We start from the raw sequence: 16,857 nt of genomic DNA on the forward strand, positions 1-16,857 counted from the left end.
GCTAATCCTGCCCCACTGTCCGTGCAATGCTCTCAAGCAATTCATAAGGAATGGGACCGTTATGCACTTCCACATCTTCAGGCTTGTTTGAATACAGCAATTCATACATGGCTCTTCTGCCATAGTCACTGGAGGTATGCAGGTATATTTTCTCGGGATACACCTTGTGTTCTACAATAAAAGAAGCGATCTCAAGCCCTGTCGGCTTGCCATAACCCAGATCGTAGTCTAATGACAAAATGCTTACACCATATTCATTTAGCAGCAGCTTACATTCATCTGCATCTCGTGCGAGTGTAAATCCTGGAGGGCATGCCCGGTAATCATCCATAAATATATTCATGAACCGCTCTCCTCTCCTCGTTAGTTCATTAGCCAGGAGCGAATTTGCTCGATATCGTCCTTGTGACTGCCATCGTCACCTTTTTCACTTTCGAGAACCCAAATGCAGTCTGCGAGCTCCTGACGATGTAACAGCCATGACAGTCCTTCCGCCCCGATTTGTCCTCTGCCGACCCGTTCATGCCGATCTTTAAACGACCGGAAGCCATATTTGGAGTCATTGACATGGACGGCAACGAGCTGAGCCCAATACCCCGTCTCATGTCCCTTTTGTATCATATGGTCATCCGTCGTCCCATTCCATAACCCGCTTGCAAAAGCATGGCAAGTATCGAGACAGAATCCGATCGCTTCCGCATGACTCGACAAGTTTCGAATCTGAACGATTTCTTCCATCGTTGTGCCCATTGGACCATGATCCCCTGCCTGATTCTCAATCAGGAGCTTGGCCTTACCAGACCAGCCGGATAATACTTCATCCATAAACTGGATCACATTGCGATAGGACTGCAGCGGATCTTCTGTCTTCGCATGTCCAAAATGGACAACCACACCTGCTGAGCCACAAGCCTCTGCAATCTCCAGATCATTTTTGAGAGAGGCAACCATCGACTCGTACAGATCCGTTCCTTTTAACTTCCCTACAGCGGGATTCGTAGGATAAGGCGAATGTGCAATAGACTGGATATGATGGTCAGTACAATACAATTTACATCTTGCAGCCTCCGTCTGATCATAGGCCTTGGTCCCTAGACCACGAGGGTTCTTTGGAAAATACTGAAATGAGGTTCCTCCCATGTCATACGCCCTCATTGCAGCCTGTTTATATCCGCCCCTCGTGCTTACATGTCCCCCAATGTACAAATCAGGCTTCTTCCTTCTGACATTCCGGACAGTAAAAAGCTTTCTTGCCCGTAATCAGCGTCTTGGTAATGATCCCCTTATTGCAGCGCGTGCAGGTTTCCCCTTCACGATCGTATACTCTGCATTGTTCGTTGTATTTACCAGTGAGTTCATCACCTTCATACAGCGGCATTTCCATATATCCTCCACCTGCCGTGGCTTCTCTCAAGACAGATTGAATCGATCGGTACAGCCTGCTTGTTAATTCACCAGATTCCAATATCTTTTGGATCTTCGTGCTTGGTGTGAGACTTGCTGCGAATGCGATCTCATCTGAATAACAGTTACCAATTCCCGCAATGACCTCCTGATTAACAAGCGTCGATTTGATTGTTCCTCTTCTACCTTTCAGCACAGCTCTGAGCTTATCCTCAGTGAAGCGGTAATCAAGCGGTTCTGGCCCTAATTCTGACATAGCCTCATCCGTTTCCTTCGCACTCAGCAGATGCAAATATCCTAATCTTAGTCCAATAAAATATAAAGTTATATCGCCGAATTGGATCTCAATCTGAGTATTACGATCTGGACGCTGATCTTCTGTTCCTAAATATAAAATACCGCCAAGCATCAAATGCAATACCAATCTGCGGCCTGTGCTCAGGTGAAATATCAAATGCTTTGCCCGGCGCTCGATATATACGATTCGTGTATTTAGTAGTGAAGATGTGAATTCGTCTGAAGTGACATTTATAGATTTTTCACGATTAAGGGTCACTTTAGTTATCGGAATATCTAATATTCGATCAGATAATAGCTTCTTGTAATTCTCCATTTCCGGTAGTTCCGGCATCTTTGCATTCTTCCTTTCACTTGTTGCTGTCCATGTTACATTATACGCCATTCACTAGATGCTGCTCACCAATTTGTGTAAATCTTCATAAATTTCATCTGGCTTAATGCCTGTCGCACGAACATGGGCATCCATATTCTCTCTCGTCGTTACACCCGTCAGCACTAGTATCGATGAACAGCCTGCTGCTGCCCCAGCTGCAATATCTGTACGCATATTATCTCCAATGACGGCAACCTCAGCCGCCGGCAGTCCTAATCTGTCAATTGCATGCTTCATCAAAATGCTTGAAGGCTTGCCAATGACGACTGGCTTCACCTGCGTAGCTGCCTCAATTGCAGCCCCTATGGTTCCAGCTCCCGGCGTCAGACCGTCATCTGCAGGAAGCTGCAAGTCAGGATTCGTCATGATAAACTGAGCTCCACCGTTAATCCAGCGCAGAGCCTGAGTGAGCTTATGGTATGTAAATTCACGATCAATTCCTTGGATCACATACTCGGGAGACGTTTCCGTTATTTCAAGTCCCGCAGCTTGAATGGCTTGATACAATCCATCCTCTCCGATATACGCTACTCTGGCACCTGGTGATTCCTTAGCTACATACTCAGCCGCGGCCACTGCCGACGTACATACTTCTTCCCCGGCCGCCTCAATGCCCAAGGACCTCAGATGCTCAGCCACTCCTTCCGGAGTTCTTGAAGAATTGTTTGTTACATATAAGTACGGAATGCCTGAATTCCGCAAATGCTGAATGAGCACATCTGCTCCATCAATCCGGTGCTTCCCATGATATATAGTTCCGTCCAAGTCGAGCAAGTAGGCTTTCGGTTGTGACAATTCATTTCACTCCTTACAAAAAAAGAATAAAACCGCAGTATGTACGCTGTTAGATAAGCATTATGCCCATCGTACATCCTTTTTAAATCGATTGCAAAACGTGAGTAGCAGGGCCTCTGCCTACCCTGGTTAGACCTGAATCAGCTCGTGCTCAGCTGCGAGTATCGTATTTGAAAATATTTCACTCGCCTCGCTTAATAGCGGCTGAAGCTGCTCCTCATCCTTATACCTTGAACTGAAATGCGTCATAATCAGCTTCTTCGCACCTGCCTCTTTTGCCGCTTCCGCTGCTTGTCTGGCAGTACTATGATAGTATTCATGCGCTGTAGAGGCCAATTCATGCAGAAAAGTCGCTTCATGAACGACGACGTCCGCTCCAGCCGATAAAGGCACTACATGAGCGGTCGGCCTAGTGTCCCCGAGAATCGTAACGATCTTCCCTCGTTTTGGAGCACCCAAAAAATCCTGGGCATGAAGCACAAGACCATCTCCAAGATCCACACTTTCACCACGCTTCAGCTTGCCAAATAACGGACCTGGCTTCAAGCCATGAACTGCGAGCTTATTGGGGTCAAGACTGCCAGGACGATCCTTCTCCATCACTCGATAGCCATAACTGTCGATTCTATGCTCTAGAAGAGCCGATTCCACGATAAACGTATCATCCTCGAAGATCATGCCGCCCTCATGCTCTATAATGCTCAGCTCATAATTGATTCGAGATTGACTAAGCTCAAGCGATGTTTCCACATATTTTTTAATTCCCGGCGGCCCGTACAATGTAAGAGGTGTCGTTCCTCCCTGATAAGCACGGCTGGATAACAGACCCGGAAGTCCGAATAGATGGTCACCATGCAGATGAGTAATGAATATTTTTTCGAGTTTGCTTAGTTTGAGTGGAGATTTCAAGAATTGATGCTGTGTACCTTCTCCGCAATCAAACAGCCAGATGGAACGACGTTCCTCCAGCATGCGAAGTGCAACAGCCGTAACGTTTCTCTGTAAAGATGGAACACCCGCATTGGTCCCCAAAAAATATAGTTCCACGATTGTATCACCTCGTTATATTTGGATTAGAGAATCAATTTCATAATACCTTTAGCTGCTTAAATCAAAAGTATATATAGTTTTTAATTCCCCTTTTTAATGGGATATGAAATTGATTCTAGTATAGAAAGATAAGGCCGGAACCATGCAAGGATTACAATCAGCTTATAATGATAGGCCATCAAGGTTAATTATATGATTATAAATGAAAATCCTCCGATTGTGGAATCGGAGGAAAAGATCAGCTCAAGCATTTCACTTGTTACGCCTTCTCTACATTAAAATATTGAGCCTCCGGATGACTGAACACCATTGCCGATACGGATGCCTCAGGCTCCATCATATATCCTTCTGTCAGCTCTACGCCGATATCTTCAGGACGCATCAAGCGGAATAGCGGTTCCTGGTCTTCCAAATCTGGGCAGGCAGGATAGCCAAAAGAAACTCGTATTCCTTGATATCTTGCTCCAAGACGCTGCTTCATGGTCATATCTGCCGAATCAGGGAATCCCCATGTATCTCTCATCATATGATGAACACGCTCCGCCAAGCCTTCAGCCACTTCCAGCGCAATGGACTGAAGAGCATGGAACCGGAGATAGTCCCCTTTTTCTTTCCACTCCGCAGCCAGCTCTGAAATGCCATGTCCTGCGGTTACCACTAAAAATCCTACATAATCCATAACACCCGATTCAACTGGCTTTAGGAAATCGGCCAAACAAAGGTATGGATCGACTTTTTGTCTCGGGAAAGTAAAGGTGTGCAATACCTTTGAATGATCTTCCGGATCATAGATGATGATATCATTTCCTTGAGACTGCGCTGGGAAGAACCGATACATTGCATTGGCCTTAATGATTCCGTCCTTGACCGCCTCATCCATAATTTGATCGACGGTTTCTTTAAGCTGAATTGCCTTGGAATCACCTGATTTAAGCAGCTGCTCCACGTTGCCTTTTAATCCCAGATGATGCCCCAGCAGCATCTGCATGTTAACATAAGGAAGAATATGACTAATCGGATAATTCCGAATGGTATGTCTAGCTAGATCAGGCGGCAAATATACAGGTGCCTCTTGAGAAACTTTGGAGCGTTCCACTCTCGTCAGCTCGGGTAAGGGGATCACATTACTAACAGCTGCGGCATCCTTCTCCTTCTCAAGCTGCATTTCCTTCAGCATCAGCTCTCTGGATTGCGGATTCATCAGCTTGTTGGCGATGTCAAGTCCGTCCATGGCATCCTTCGCATATACAACCATTCCGCTGTATTCAGGTCTGATCCGAGTTTTGGTAAATTTCCTTGTCAGTGCTGCTCCACCTACCATAATGGGTACGTCAATTCCTGCATTCCTTAAGTCCTGTGCAGTGAGCACCATTTGCTGTGCCGATTTAACTAACAGACCCGATAAACCTATCGCATCTACTTTCTCTGTACGATAAGACTCAATGATACGTTCTGGTGGTACTTTTATACCCAAATTGACGATCTGGTAACCATTGTTCGCGAGAATGATCTCGACAAGGTTCTTACCGATATCATGCACATCACCTTTCACCGTGGCGAGCATAATCTTACCTTTAACCGAGGTTTCGTTCTTCTCCATGAATTGCTCCAGATGAGCAACAGAAGCTTTCATTACCTCTGCACTTTGCAGTACCTCAGCAACAATGAGCTCATTGTTGTTGAATAGTCTTCCAACCTCCTCCATCCCTTTCATCAGAGGTCCGTTGATGATCTCAAGTGGACTGTATTTCGCTCTTGCCAGCTCCAGATCAGGGATGAGTCCTTCCTTACTGCCTTCAACGACGTAAGCAGCTAAACGTTCTTCCAAGGTCAGATTGGAGGTTTGGACTTTCTTCTCTACTTTTTTATTACGGAATGCGGCTACAAAAGCAGCTAAGGTTTCATCATTTGTACGGTAGATTAAATCTTCGGCAAGTTTTCGTTCTTCAAGCGGAATAGAGGCATAACGCTCTACTTTTTCCGTGTTAACGATCGCATAATCAAGTCCTGCCTTGGTGCATTCATACAAAAAGACAGAATTCAGCACTTCACGCCCTGCCTCAGGCAGTCCAAAGGAAACATTACTTACTCCAAGGATCGTATGTGTTCCTGGTAATGCGGACTTGATCAACCGAATGGCTTCAATCGTTTCGGCCGCAGATCCAATATACTGCTCGTCTCCTGTACCTACAGGAAAAACAAGGGTATCAAATATAATGTCTTCCGGTTTAAGACCATATTTATTCACGAGAAGATCATACGATCGTTTGGCAACGTCGAGCTTGTCTTCCCTGCTAATTGCCTGCCCTCGCTCATCAATCGTTCCCACAACGACAGCTGCTCCATATTTATGGATGATCGGCGTTACGTTCTCAAATTTATCCTCGCCATCTTCCAGATTAATAGAATTGATAATCGCTTTTCCTTGGGAATATTGAAGGGCTAGATCAATGACTTCACTATCTGTTGTATCTATCATTAGAGGTACTTTGACTTTCTTAACAACAAGCTCAAGGAAATTACGCATATCCTCGGCTTCATCTCGATCAGGGTCCTGCACACAAATATCAACAACCTGCGCTCCATTCTTAACTTGAGCACGCGCAATTTCAGAGGCCTCTTCATACTTGCCTTCTACAATCAGGCGTTTAAATTTACGGGAACCGAGTACATTTGTTCGTTCACCAACCATATAAGGACGATTATCCTGTTCTACATACACAGGATCTATACCCGAAATAGCTGGAGGATGTTCTCCAGTTAGCGGACGTGGCTTCATCGTTCCCAGCTTATCAGCAAGAGCCCTGATATGATCCGGTGTCGTACCACAGCATCCCCCTGCAATATTGATCCAGCCTTGTTCTGCAAAAGCTGCAATCTTGGTTGCCAGCGAATCAGGCGATTCATGATATTGTCCATTCTCATCCGGCAAGCCAGCATTGGGATAACAGCTGACCGCTGTTCCTGCCATGGACGATAATGAACGAATATGATCTCTCATAAATTCAGGACCCGTTGCACAGTTTAGCCCGACCGATATCGGGTTAAGGTGTTCTAAGGAAATATAAAACGCTTCAATGTTCTGACCTGCTAGCGTTGTACCCATTGGCTCAATTGTCCCTGATATCATAATGGGAAGCTCGATGCTCCGTTTGGCGAACGCCTGCCGGATACCGATGCTGCCAGCTTTGACATTGAGTGTGTCCTGAGAGGTTTCCAGCAGAAGCACATCGACACCGCCGTCGATCAATGCGATAGCCTGCTCTTCATAGCTGTCAATCAGCTCTTGAAAAGTAACCCCTCCTGTAACGGACAAGGTCTTTGTCGTTGGGCCCATAGCTCCTACGACATATCGTGGAGATTCTGGTGAATTATATTTATCCACAGCTGCTCTAGCCAGTTTTGCCGCAGCGAGATTAATTTCTCTTGCTTGATGCTGTATATCGTATTCTGCTAGCACGACAGAAGTGGCTCCAAAGGTGTTCGTTTCAATAAGATGAGCGCCAGCTTCAAGATAACGTTCGTGTATATTTTGAATCAATTCCGGTTTAGTCAGCACAAGTATTTCATTACAGCCATCCAGCTCTTCACCGCCAAAGTCCTCGGCAGTCAGGTTTTCTTGCTGGATCATGGTGCCCATGGCGCCATCTAGAATTAATATTCGTTTATTCAACGCATCCTTTAAGTCACTCTTGATCACTGTCATACCTCCCGCAAAACGTTAAATCTTAGTTTAGCAGAAACACCACCTGTTGGGAAGGTAAATCATCGACAGAAAATCAGCGTCATGTCAGCGTTATCGGCTTCAAGCCTAGTTACAATTCATATTATCCACGAACAACACTTAGCAAAGGCAGAATAAATAATTTATTAAACCAATTTGAAAAGAGGGAATAATCATGCCAGAACTATTGATCAAAAACACGAATGAAAGAATTAGCGGAGTGGAGAATGTTCGTAATTATTTGAAAGACTGTAATGTACTCTATGAGCAATGGGATTCAACCAAGTTGCCTGCAGAACTCAAGGGCCACAAGCTGCTGTCTGACGAAGAACAACAGCAGGTCTTGGACCTCTATAAAGAAGAAATTTCTGAATTGGCTGGTCGTCACGGCTATCAACAATGGGAAGTCATTTCCTTGTCAAATGCCACTGCCAATCTCGAAGGGGAGCTTGCTGAGCTCGATGAAATGCATGCACATGGAGATGAAGGAGCTCATGCCATTCTGTCAGGCAACGGTATTTTAAGTATGAAGGATGATAATTCAGGTTATTTCGATATAGAGCTAACCGCAGGGGATGTCATTGTGATTCCTGAGAACACTCCCCATTCATTTGCTCTAATGAAGAACAAGGAGGTCATTGCCGTACGGTTAACTATTAAAGAAAACGGTTGGACCCTATCTCCTTACCCTGATCCCGCTTACATTAAAAATGGACAACCTCATTGAGGTTGTCCTAGTTTTTCCTTGCTTGTCCTATACTTCTAGTTGACACTATTCTTCCACCACAATCTGCACAGATGGCATAGCGTGGAAACCTCTTGCTGTAACATGAGAAGTAACCTTGTATTCTCCCGCAGTTTTAAACTGATAGTCAAATACATAGACTCCTTCCCCTTGGTGCTCCGCCTCAAACTCCATACTAACACCATCCGATGTAGCAACCTCGAACATGACTTCGTCCGCATCATCTATGACATCTGCTTGCTGAGTCACCACAGCCTCCATATGTACGGTTTCATTCAGGCTTATCTCTTGACTCGACGCACTCAGCTTGACATCAATCGGTTCCATGAGAGCAGCCGGCTCCGAAGAAGCTTCAAATGAGCATCCTGAGATTAGAAGACATAGAGTTAATATAATGAAACCCGTCGAGATTTGACGCTGGATAGGATTGAAGTTGTTCGATGGCAAGAAGAGTTTCAATATTTTCATCTTCCTTCCTGTATTCTAGTAAAAAGAAAACCGCCGCTGCTCTGCAGCAGATGCGGTTACTTGGAAGATTATATCATTTGTTTTATTTCAGATAAATGCTTTATTTCTACGTCTGGAGTGAAGGCTTCCTCGTTCAGCTTGTTATTACGGTTAATCCAAACCGCTCTGATTCCAGACGCAAGAGCTCCCTTAATATCTGTAGTGAGCTTATCGCCAACCATCAGCGCTTCCTCCGGAGATACATCCAGCAATTCCAAAGCATGCTTGAAAATAGAAGGATCCGGCTTTCCTTTGCCAAATGTACCTGAGATCACAATATGGTCAAAGAAAGGAACCAGATCAGGAACCCCATCCAGCTTCTCTTGCTGAAGAGCAGGGCAACCATTGGTTAACAAGAGAAGCTTCACTTTCCCTTGCAGTTCAGCCAGCGTCTCTAACGTCTCATCATACATGTAAGGACGGTTTCGGCGTTCTTTACCGAAATGCTCGGCTAGCTCCGCTCCGAGTTCCGGCTGATTAATACCCAGAGCAAGAAGACCCTTGGTCCAAGCATCTCTACGGTAAGTAGGAGCAATTTCTTCAAGCTGCTTGAATTCAGCTCTGTCACTTCCATTAAAATTAGCCCACAATCCTTCAAAAGGGTTAATGCCAATCATTTTTGTAAAAGCAAACGTTTCATACGATTCATACAGCTTCCTTGCTTCATTGCGGACAGAAGTCTCCAGTTCATGAGGATCAACGCCTGTTTGCTTCGATGCAACTAGACATGTTTCATAAAAAGCTTCCTCTACACTCCGCTCATCCCATAAGAGTGTATCATCCAAATCGAATAGCACTGCTTTGATAGACATGCTTCTCTCTCCCCCGAAAGTATGGTATCGTATGTTAGGCTTCTTACTACACTCTCTTATCTTCGACAGGTATTTGATGATTCTGTGCGTATTGCACAAGTCGTGCTCCCATCGCTTCTACATCGTATAGATTAAGCAGTTTGCTGAACACCCAAGGACCGCCTTTACCGTTGCGCTCAACAATGACAGAACCTTTTTCCAACACAATTTTCTTAATATCCTCTGCACCCATGGAACGTTCTCTGCTTAGCTTAATCGTCTTAATCCGCTTCTTACCGACTTTGAGATACGGCCGGCGCATAAAGTACATCAGAGCAAGTCCAAGATAAAGCGCAAATACGACCCAATCAAATGCCCCTACTCCACCTGTAGTCAAGCCGCTAAGGGTCAGGAACATAAATGAAAGGACAACGAGTACAAATGGGAACAAAAAGGCTCTTCCTTTAAATACATCCTCTTGTTCAACACCAGATCCGATGGATGGCTGGCCTCTTTTTTTACGATCTTTATTAATTTTCTGCTGGTTTTTCTTCACTGATCTTTCAAATGAACTCGCCATGAGTATCCTCCTTCAATCTATAACAAAAGCATGTACCTATTTATTGAATCATTTTCCTTTTGAATAAGTGTCGCCGCTTACATCGTCCACAATTTCAATGGATTCCAGCTGCTGACGGAAGTTGCTGCGGATGTTGTTCAAATAGATCTCTCTAAGCTCAGCCCGTTCAGCCAATTCTGCATCATTAAGCCCGGATTCCTTCTGCTTGCGGGCAAGCTCATTAATCCGCGCAACTAGACTTTCAATATCCAACTTTCTTCCCCTCCAAAATGCATAGTCTCTTTAACTTTGACATGATTAGAAAAGGTTGTCAAGGTAAATACCTGTATAGTCAGCATTTGATGCAGAATAGAAAAAAAGACGCAGATTAAGCCGCGTCCTTAGCATGTTATAAATTATAAACGAATTATACATATCAATCAAAATAAGGGAGATTTAACAGCTGTCCTGTTTGTATATGAGAGCTGGATAAACCATTAATATGCTGAATTTGATTAACATAATCTCTTATATCCATACCTTCCGGCTTATGCTCTGTACCGATCGCCCATAAAGTATCGCCAGGCTCCACAACAATCTTCTCGTATGCTACCTCTTGACCCGCGTCTGCAAATACCGTCATGAAACCCGTTAAGCTCAGAAGAAGGATTGAAGCTATCAATATCAAACGGATTAGTCTCTGCTTGTTCTTCTTCATTATAATATGTATCGTCTCACCCAAATTATTATTAGTCGATTCATCTGTTCTAGAATGTATGCTGTGATAAGTGCTGTATTTAAGCATTATTCCAACCTCCAAACGTTTGTTCTCATTCCTTACAAAACTCACTATAACACGAACATGTGTTTTGGGCAATAGTTTTTGAGAACAATTGTTCTGTATTTTTTTAGAACTAATGTTTGTACGAACGGAGGTTCTATGCTATAATTTTCCCAAACGTTATTATGTGGAGTTGATACGGTATGTCGAAGGTATCCAGCAGGCAGTTAGCAATTCTGGAGTTTATACGCAATGAAGTCCGATTGAAAGGATATCCGCCGTCCGTAAGAGAGATTGGTGAAGCTGTTGGTCTGGCCTCCAGTTCAACCGTTCACGGACACCTGGATCGTCTGGAGAAGAAGGGGTTAATTCGTAGAGACCCTACTAAACCACGGGCTATTGAATTGCTTGGTCAAGATGATAGTGATGATAATGTTCTTCAATTTACGCAGACAGTTGCTCGTGTTCCTGTAGTTGGTAAAGTCACTGCTGGTATTCCAATCACAGCTACAGAGAATATTGAAGATTATTTCCCACTGCCGATGCAATATGTTGGCGAGGAGAAGGTATTCATGCTATCTGTTGTCGGGGACAGTATGATTGAGGCGGGAATTTCGAATGGTGACTATGTTATCGTCCGCCAGCAGCAAACAGCGAATAACGGAGACATCGTCGTCGCGATGACGGAAGATGATGAAGCTACCGTTAAGACGTTCTATAAAGAGAAGGACCATATTCGCTTGCAGCCAGAGAATCCTACATACGAACCTCTCCGGCTTACGAAAGTAACCATTTTGGGTAAGGTTATCGGCTTGTTCCGTGACTTCCTTCATTAATTTGCCATTCTTTTATTTCTAGTATAGTATGTACAAAGCCGAGATCTTCTTGAGAAGATCTCGGCTTATTTTGTAGTAAGATGTAAGTAGTTTCTGAAATACTAATATCCAGCATGCTCTCTACTCGCCTACTCGGGTGATTAAGCACTGCATTCAGTCGTTACGAGCAAGAATTTGAAGCCTACTAGTCATAATATTGTTTAAATTGTTTTCTCACCAAAAAAAGAAAAACCCTTGAGCGCTTAGAGCGCCAAGGGTTTCCGGTTTTAGTAAAGCGTCAAATATTGATCGCGTTCCCATTGATGTACTTGTGTTCTATACATGTCCCACTCGATTTCTTTCAGTTCATAGAAGTGAGCCAGGGCATGATCTCCAAGCGCCTCAGTGATAACTTCGCTGCGGATCAGCTCATGCAATGCTTCCTTCAGATCAGCTGGGAGTGAAGGAATACCTTCTTCAATACGCTCTTCTTCAGACATGATGTAAATGTTGCGGTCGATTGGAGCAGGTAGACTCAGCTCACGGTTAATTCCATCCAATCCGGCTTTGAGCATAACAGCCAGTGCCAGATAAGGGTTCGCAGCAGGGTCTGGATTACGTACTTCAACACGAGTACTCAGCCCGCGGGAAGCCGGAATACGGATCATCGGACTACGGTTACTTGCAGACCATGCTACATAGCAAGGTGCTTCATAACCAGGAACCAAACGTTTGTAAGAGTTCACTGTCGGATTCGTAATTGCTGCCATAGCACGTGCATGCTTGAGAATACCAGCCATGTAGTGGCGAGCTGTCTTGCTGAGTCCCAAAGTATCGGATTCATCATAGAATGTATTCACATTGTCTTTGAATAGAGATTGGTGGCAGTGCATACCCGAACCATTCATACCGAACAGCGGCTTAGGCATAAATGTCGCATGCAGTCCATGCTGACGAGCAATCGTTTTGACAACCAGCTTAAAGGTTTGGATCTGGTCAGCAGCCTTAATGGCATCGGCGTATTTAAAGTCAATCTCATGCTGCCCAGGAGCAACCTCATGGTGTGAAGCTTCAATTTCAAAGCCCATTTCCTCAAGTGTCAGCACGATTTCACGACGGCAGTTCTCTCCAAGATCGGTAGGAGCAAGGTCAAAATAACCACCTTGGTCATTCAGCTCTTCCGTTGGATTACCATTAGCATCCGTACGGAACAGGAAGAATTCAGGTTCTGGACCTACATTCATCGAAGTGTAGCCCATTTGCTCTGCTTCTGTCAGCACACGCTTCAGAATACCGCGTGGGTCCCCCGCAAACGGAGTTCCGTCCGGCATATACACATCACAAATAAGACGCGCAACACGATTCTCTGTTACCCACGGGAAAATAACCCATGTGTCCAGATCCGGGTACAAGTACATATCTGATTCTTCAATACGAACGTAGCCTTCAATGGAGGAGCCGTCGAACATCATCTTGTTGTCGAGTGCTTTCTCCAGCTGGCTTACGGGAATTTCAACGTTCTTAATTGTTCCGAGCAGATCGGTAAACTGCAAACGAATAAAACGTACATTTTCTTCTTTCGCTATGCGGAGAATGTCATCTTTTGTATAACTCACTATATCCTCTCCCTCTTCTTCTTAAAAGTATCAGCTACAACAAGTATTGCTATTGCAGATTGATGATATACCGCAGATAACGCCACTACAGAGCTGCAAGAAATGATGGGTCCCATTCATTGTCACAGGCAAAGGATAAGATGTCAAGAAAGCGATTACGAGCGCTTAAGCCTTCTTATCCTGTTATCCTTATACCCGTTCCCCTTCGTTAACTAACATCACTTCTTGTTAAAAAATCTTGACAGCTCGCCTTGAATCAGGGATACCTGACCCGGGCGTTTACCGCCAGACACCAGCTGCTGCTTGAGTAAACGGTGGAGCTGTGAATCGGACAGCTCTCTGCGCTTCACTTCGGTGTCCGCTGTGATGATCGTTGCTTCCTCTGACTCTTTCGTGACAGGATTCATCACTTGTTTGATTCCAGCTATGTTTACACCCTTCTCAATGAGGGCTTTAATCTCAAGCAATCGTTCAACATCATTAAAAGAAAACATTCTTTGATTGCCCGAGGTACGTGCAGGTACGATCAAATTATGCTGTTCATAGTAGCGGATCTGGCGTGCAGACAAATCAGTAAGCTTCATCACAATACCAATTGGAAATAAGGCCATGTTTCTGCGTATTTCGTCACCCATCTCGTTCATCTACCTTCCAAGTATTCTAAGATATCATCATTGTACATTTTTATGATACCAAGTGTCAATGATGTGTTAGGTAAACTTACAGTAAATTACGATTTTTCATCGTTTGTAACGCCATGAGCACACCGTATTTCACATGAGAATAAGTAAGTCCGCCTTGCATGTAGCCAATATAAGGCTCGCGAATCGGCGCATCAGCCGAGAGCTCGAGACTGCCTCCTTGAATAAAGGTTCCCGCAGCCATAATTACCGGATGTTCATATCCCGGCATATCCCATGGCTCCGGCACGACATGACTGTCCACTGCAGCGGCACGCTGAATACCTTGTACGAACGCAATGAGATGCTCTGGTCCACTAAAGGAAACCGCCTGAATCAAATCGGTTCGCACTTCATTCCATGCCGGCTTCGTTTCAAAGCCGACCGCTTCGAACATGGCTGAGGCAAAGATACTCCCCTTGATGGCTTGTCCAACGGTAGATGGAGCTAGATACAATCCCTGATATATCCCTCTGGTGGTACCCAGCATTGCACCCACTTCTCCCCCAATGCCAGGTGCAGTTAAGCGGTATGCAGCCAGCTGAACGTACTCTGCTTTTCCGCAAATGTACCCCCCTGTCTCGGCAATACCTCCACCTGGATTTTTGATCAGAGAACCCGCTATCAAGTCAGCCCCTGCCTCCGTCGGCTCCTGCTCCTCTGTAAATTCTCCGTAACAATTATCGACGAATACAATGACATCCGGCTTGATCGCTTTTACTTTCTCAATCATTTCTTTGATCTGCTGAACTGTAAAGGAGGAGCGCCAGTCATATCCTCGTGAACGTTGAATGCCAATGACCTTGGTATTTACATGAATCGACTGTTCTACTGCTGCGAAGTCCACCAGCCCTTCAGGAGTCAAATCCGTTTCGCGATATGTAATCCCAAAATCATACAGAGATCCTGTGCCATCGCCTGGCTTGCCGATCACCTTATGAAGCGTGTCGTAAGGCTTGCCCGTAATGTACAGGAGCTCATCTCCAGGTCTTAGCACACCAAAAAGAGCGGTGGCAATCGTATGCGTCCCGGATGCAAAATGCGGACGCACCAAAGCCGCCTCCGCTCCAAACACGTCGGCGTATACTTCGTCTAATACTTCTCGGCCGCGATCGTTATATGCGTAGCCCGTAGAGCCTGCAAAATGGAAGTCACTTACTTGATGCTTCTGAAATGCATCTATTACCTTCCATTGGTTGCTGTCGATGATTAGGTCTACTTCTCGCAGCCGTGATTCTATCTTGTGCTCAATCGTTTGCTGTAGCTTAACAATATCTGCTGAAAAAACACCCATTCCTCTTTATTCTCTCCTCACAAAACTAACACCAACATTACTTTAGTGCGTTACATTATTAGTATGCAAAATTACATCAAATTGACGAATCAATAAAATCCTTTAACAAATATCCATGCTTCTCATATTCGCCCTTTTGGACCTGAACCTCATAGATAACATCATTCTCATCATATGTCGTTTCGATTACATCGCCGACTCGATAGACGACAGAAGTGATATCTCCACGCTCCGCAGGAATTCTAAACTTAACCGTATCTCCCGTCAGTTCATCCTGTATTAATTCACGAATGCTCAGCAGGTCCTGCTCATCAAATGCACTGATTTTTCGATAGCCTTTGCCAGACGGAAGCATTTGCAGCTGCTCGGGAGAACAAGCATCCTTCTTATTAAACAGCACAATTTGTGGTTTATCGGAAGCACCCAGCTCCTGCAGCAGCTGTTCAACGACATTCATTTGTTCCTCTCTCATCGTAGAAGAAGCATCAACAACATGCAGGATCAGGTCTGCCTCATTCACTTCTTCGAGCGTTGCCCTAAATGCAGCAACCAGCTCATGCGGAAGGTTCTGTATAAACCCTACTGTATCCGTTAACACAATTTCTTTACCGCTTGGCAGCTCCATCGTTCGGGAGGTAGGATCAAGGGTTGCGAACAACTGGTTCTCAATATATACATCAGCAGAAGTCAGCTGTTTAAGAAGTGTAGATTTACCAGCATTCGTATAGCCAACCAATGCCACTTGAATTACACCGCTCTTCTTACGGCGTTCCCGGTGCAGCTTGCGGTGACGAGTCACCTCTTCTAATTGCCGCTTCAAGTCGGTAATCCGTCCGCGAATATGTCTGCGGTCCGTCTCCAGCTTGCTCTCACCCGGTCCTCTTGTGCCAATCCCCCCGCCAAGGCGTGACAGGTTCTTACCGTGTCCAGACAGTCTTGGCAGAAGGTAAGAATGCTGTGCCAGCTCTACCTGAATAATGCCCTCTCTCGTATGAGCACGCTGTGCAAAAATATCCAGGATGAGCTGGGTTCGATCTATAATTTTGAGATCAAGGCTTTCTTCAAGATTACGAACCTGTGCTCCAGACAGCTCTTGGTCAAAAATGGCGGTCGTTGCACCAAGCTCTTCTGCTGCTGCACGAAGCTCTTCCACCTTACCTTTACCGATAAACCACTTGGAGTCCGGAGTCTCCCGATTCTGAGATATGACGCTCAGCACTTCAACGCCTGCTGTTTCAGCAAGCTTAACGAGCTCTTCCAGCGAATACTCAGGGTTAATGCCTGACCGCTTAACTTCATCGGTAACTAAGCTGACTAATACAGCCTTATCTTTTATCTCCGTGGATGTTTCATGTGTGGAGTTATTCATTTCTTAAGCTCCTTCAGATATAGGTAACGTCTACAATTTCAGTCCCTATGGAAT

Annotated in this window: 17 protein-coding genes; 2 read left to right on the plus strand and 15 right to left on the minus strand. The window is 45.0% G+C overall.

The window, feature by feature from the left end; translation table 11 throughout:
- Position 1: 1 nt before the first annotated feature.
- The 6 genes from BK126_RS11390 to metH all read right to left on the minus strand — a co-directional run bounded on the left by BK126_RS11390 (position 2) and on the right by metH (position 7,562).
- Positions 2-343 (minus strand): cyclic-phosphate processing receiver domain-containing protein, encoded by a 342-nt coding sequence (locus BK126_RS11390; protein WP_076312785.1) that lies wholly within the window; start codon positions 341-343, stop codon positions 2-4.
- A gap of 20 nt (positions 344-363) precedes the next feature.
- A complete protein-coding gene (locus tag BK126_RS11395; protein WP_076312786.1) occupies positions 364-1,206 on the minus strand; it encodes a deoxyribonuclease IV in 843 nt (280 codons plus the stop codon).
- A gap of 1 nt (position 1,207) precedes the next feature.
- Positions 1,208-2,035, minus strand: a complete 828-nt coding sequence (locus BK126_RS11400) for an Fpg/Nei family DNA glycosylase (RefSeq protein ID WP_076312787.1) — start codon at positions 2,033-2,035, stop codon at positions 1,208-1,210.
- 54 nt (positions 2,036-2,089) lie between these two features.
- Positions 2,090-2,872 carry a TIGR01457 family HAD-type hydrolase gene (locus BK126_RS11405; protein WP_076312788.1) on the minus strand — a complete coding sequence of 261 codons (783 nt, stop codon included), beginning with the start codon at positions 2,870-2,872 and terminating at the stop codon, positions 2,090-2,092.
- Between the two features lie 129 nt (positions 2,873-3,001).
- On the minus strand, positions 3,002-3,919 hold the full coding sequence (gene rnz / locus BK126_RS11410) for a ribonuclease Z (protein ID WP_076312789.1): 918 nt from the start codon (positions 3,917-3,919) through the stop codon (positions 3,002-3,004).
- Positions 3,920-4,181: 262 nt separating this feature from the next.
- Positions 4,182-7,562: a methionine synthase gene (gene metH / locus BK126_RS11415; protein WP_445321891.1), complete on the minus strand. Its 3,381-nt coding sequence runs from the start codon at positions 7,560-7,562 to the stop codon at positions 4,182-4,184.
- Between the two features lie 259 nt (positions 7,563-7,821).
- Between metH and BK126_RS11420 the strand changes: the two genes are divergently transcribed.
- Complete coding sequence (locus tag BK126_RS11420) at positions 7,822-8,373, plus strand: cupin domain-containing protein (RefSeq protein ID WP_076312791.1); 552 nt, start codon at positions 7,822-7,824, stop codon at positions 8,371-8,373.
- A 45-nt stretch (positions 8,374-8,418) separates the two neighbouring features.
- Here BK126_RS11420 and BK126_RS11425 read toward each other — a convergent pair whose 3' ends face one another.
- The 5 genes from BK126_RS11425 to BK126_RS11445 all read right to left on the minus strand — a co-directional run bounded on the left by BK126_RS11425 (position 8,419) and on the right by BK126_RS11445 (position 11,053).
- Positions 8,419-8,859, minus strand: coding sequence for a FixH family protein (locus BK126_RS11425; protein WP_083655862.1), 441 nt, complete (start codon positions 8,857-8,859; stop codon positions 8,419-8,421).
- A gap of 68 nt (positions 8,860-8,927) precedes the next feature.
- Positions 8,928-9,710 (minus strand): HAD family hydrolase, encoded by a 783-nt coding sequence (locus BK126_RS11430; protein ID WP_076312792.1) that lies wholly within the window; start codon positions 9,708-9,710, stop codon positions 8,928-8,930.
- A 46-nt stretch (positions 9,711-9,756) separates the two neighbouring features.
- Positions 9,757-10,269: a hypothetical protein gene (locus BK126_RS11435; RefSeq protein ID WP_076312793.1), complete on the minus strand. Its 513-nt coding sequence runs from the start codon at positions 10,267-10,269 to the stop codon at positions 9,757-9,759.
- Between the two features lie 48 nt (positions 10,270-10,317).
- Positions 10,318-10,521, minus strand: a complete 204-nt coding sequence (locus BK126_RS11440) for a DUF896 domain-containing protein (RefSeq protein WP_076312794.1) — start codon at positions 10,519-10,521, stop codon at positions 10,318-10,320.
- A gap of 163 nt (positions 10,522-10,684) precedes the next feature.
- Positions 10,685-11,053, minus strand: a complete 369-nt coding sequence (locus BK126_RS11445; protein ID WP_076312795.1) for a LysM peptidoglycan-binding domain-containing protein — start codon at positions 11,051-11,053, stop codon at positions 10,685-10,687.
- 179 nt (positions 11,054-11,232) lie between these two features.
- Here BK126_RS11445 and lexA point away from each other — a divergent pair, with 179 nt between their 5' ends.
- Positions 11,233-11,865, plus strand: a complete 633-nt coding sequence (gene lexA, locus BK126_RS11450) for a transcriptional repressor LexA (protein WP_076312796.1) — start codon at positions 11,233-11,235, stop codon at positions 11,863-11,865.
- A gap of 266 nt (positions 11,866-12,131) precedes the next feature.
- Here the strand turns inward: lexA and glnA are convergent, their stop codons facing one another.
- The 4 genes from glnA to hflX form a co-directional block, all read right to left on the minus strand.
- Positions 12,132-13,460: a type I glutamate--ammonia ligase gene (glnA, locus tag BK126_RS11455; RefSeq protein ID WP_076312797.1), complete on the minus strand. Its 1,329-nt coding sequence runs from the start codon at positions 13,458-13,460 to the stop codon at positions 12,132-12,134.
- A gap of 218 nt (positions 13,461-13,678) precedes the next feature.
- A complete protein-coding gene (locus BK126_RS11460) occupies positions 13,679-14,095 on the minus strand; it encodes a MerR family transcriptional regulator (protein ID WP_047910662.1) in 417 nt (138 codons plus the stop codon).
- A gap of 85 nt (positions 14,096-14,180) precedes the next feature.
- Complete coding sequence (locus tag BK126_RS11465; protein WP_076312798.1) at positions 14,181-15,434, minus strand: methionine gamma-lyase family protein; 1,254 nt, start codon at positions 15,432-15,434, stop codon at positions 14,181-14,183.
- 76 nt (positions 15,435-15,510) lie between these two features.
- On the minus strand, positions 15,511-16,803 hold the full coding sequence (gene hflX, locus BK126_RS11470) for a GTPase HflX (protein ID WP_076312799.1): 1,293 nt from the start codon (positions 16,801-16,803) through the stop codon (positions 15,511-15,513).
- Positions 16,804-16,857: the final 54 nt, after the last annotated feature.

The sequence above is a fragment of the Paenibacillus sp. FSL H7-0326 genome (assembly GCF_001955535.1).
GTDB lineage: Bacteria > Bacillota > Bacilli > Paenibacillales > Paenibacillaceae > Paenibacillus > Paenibacillus shunpengii.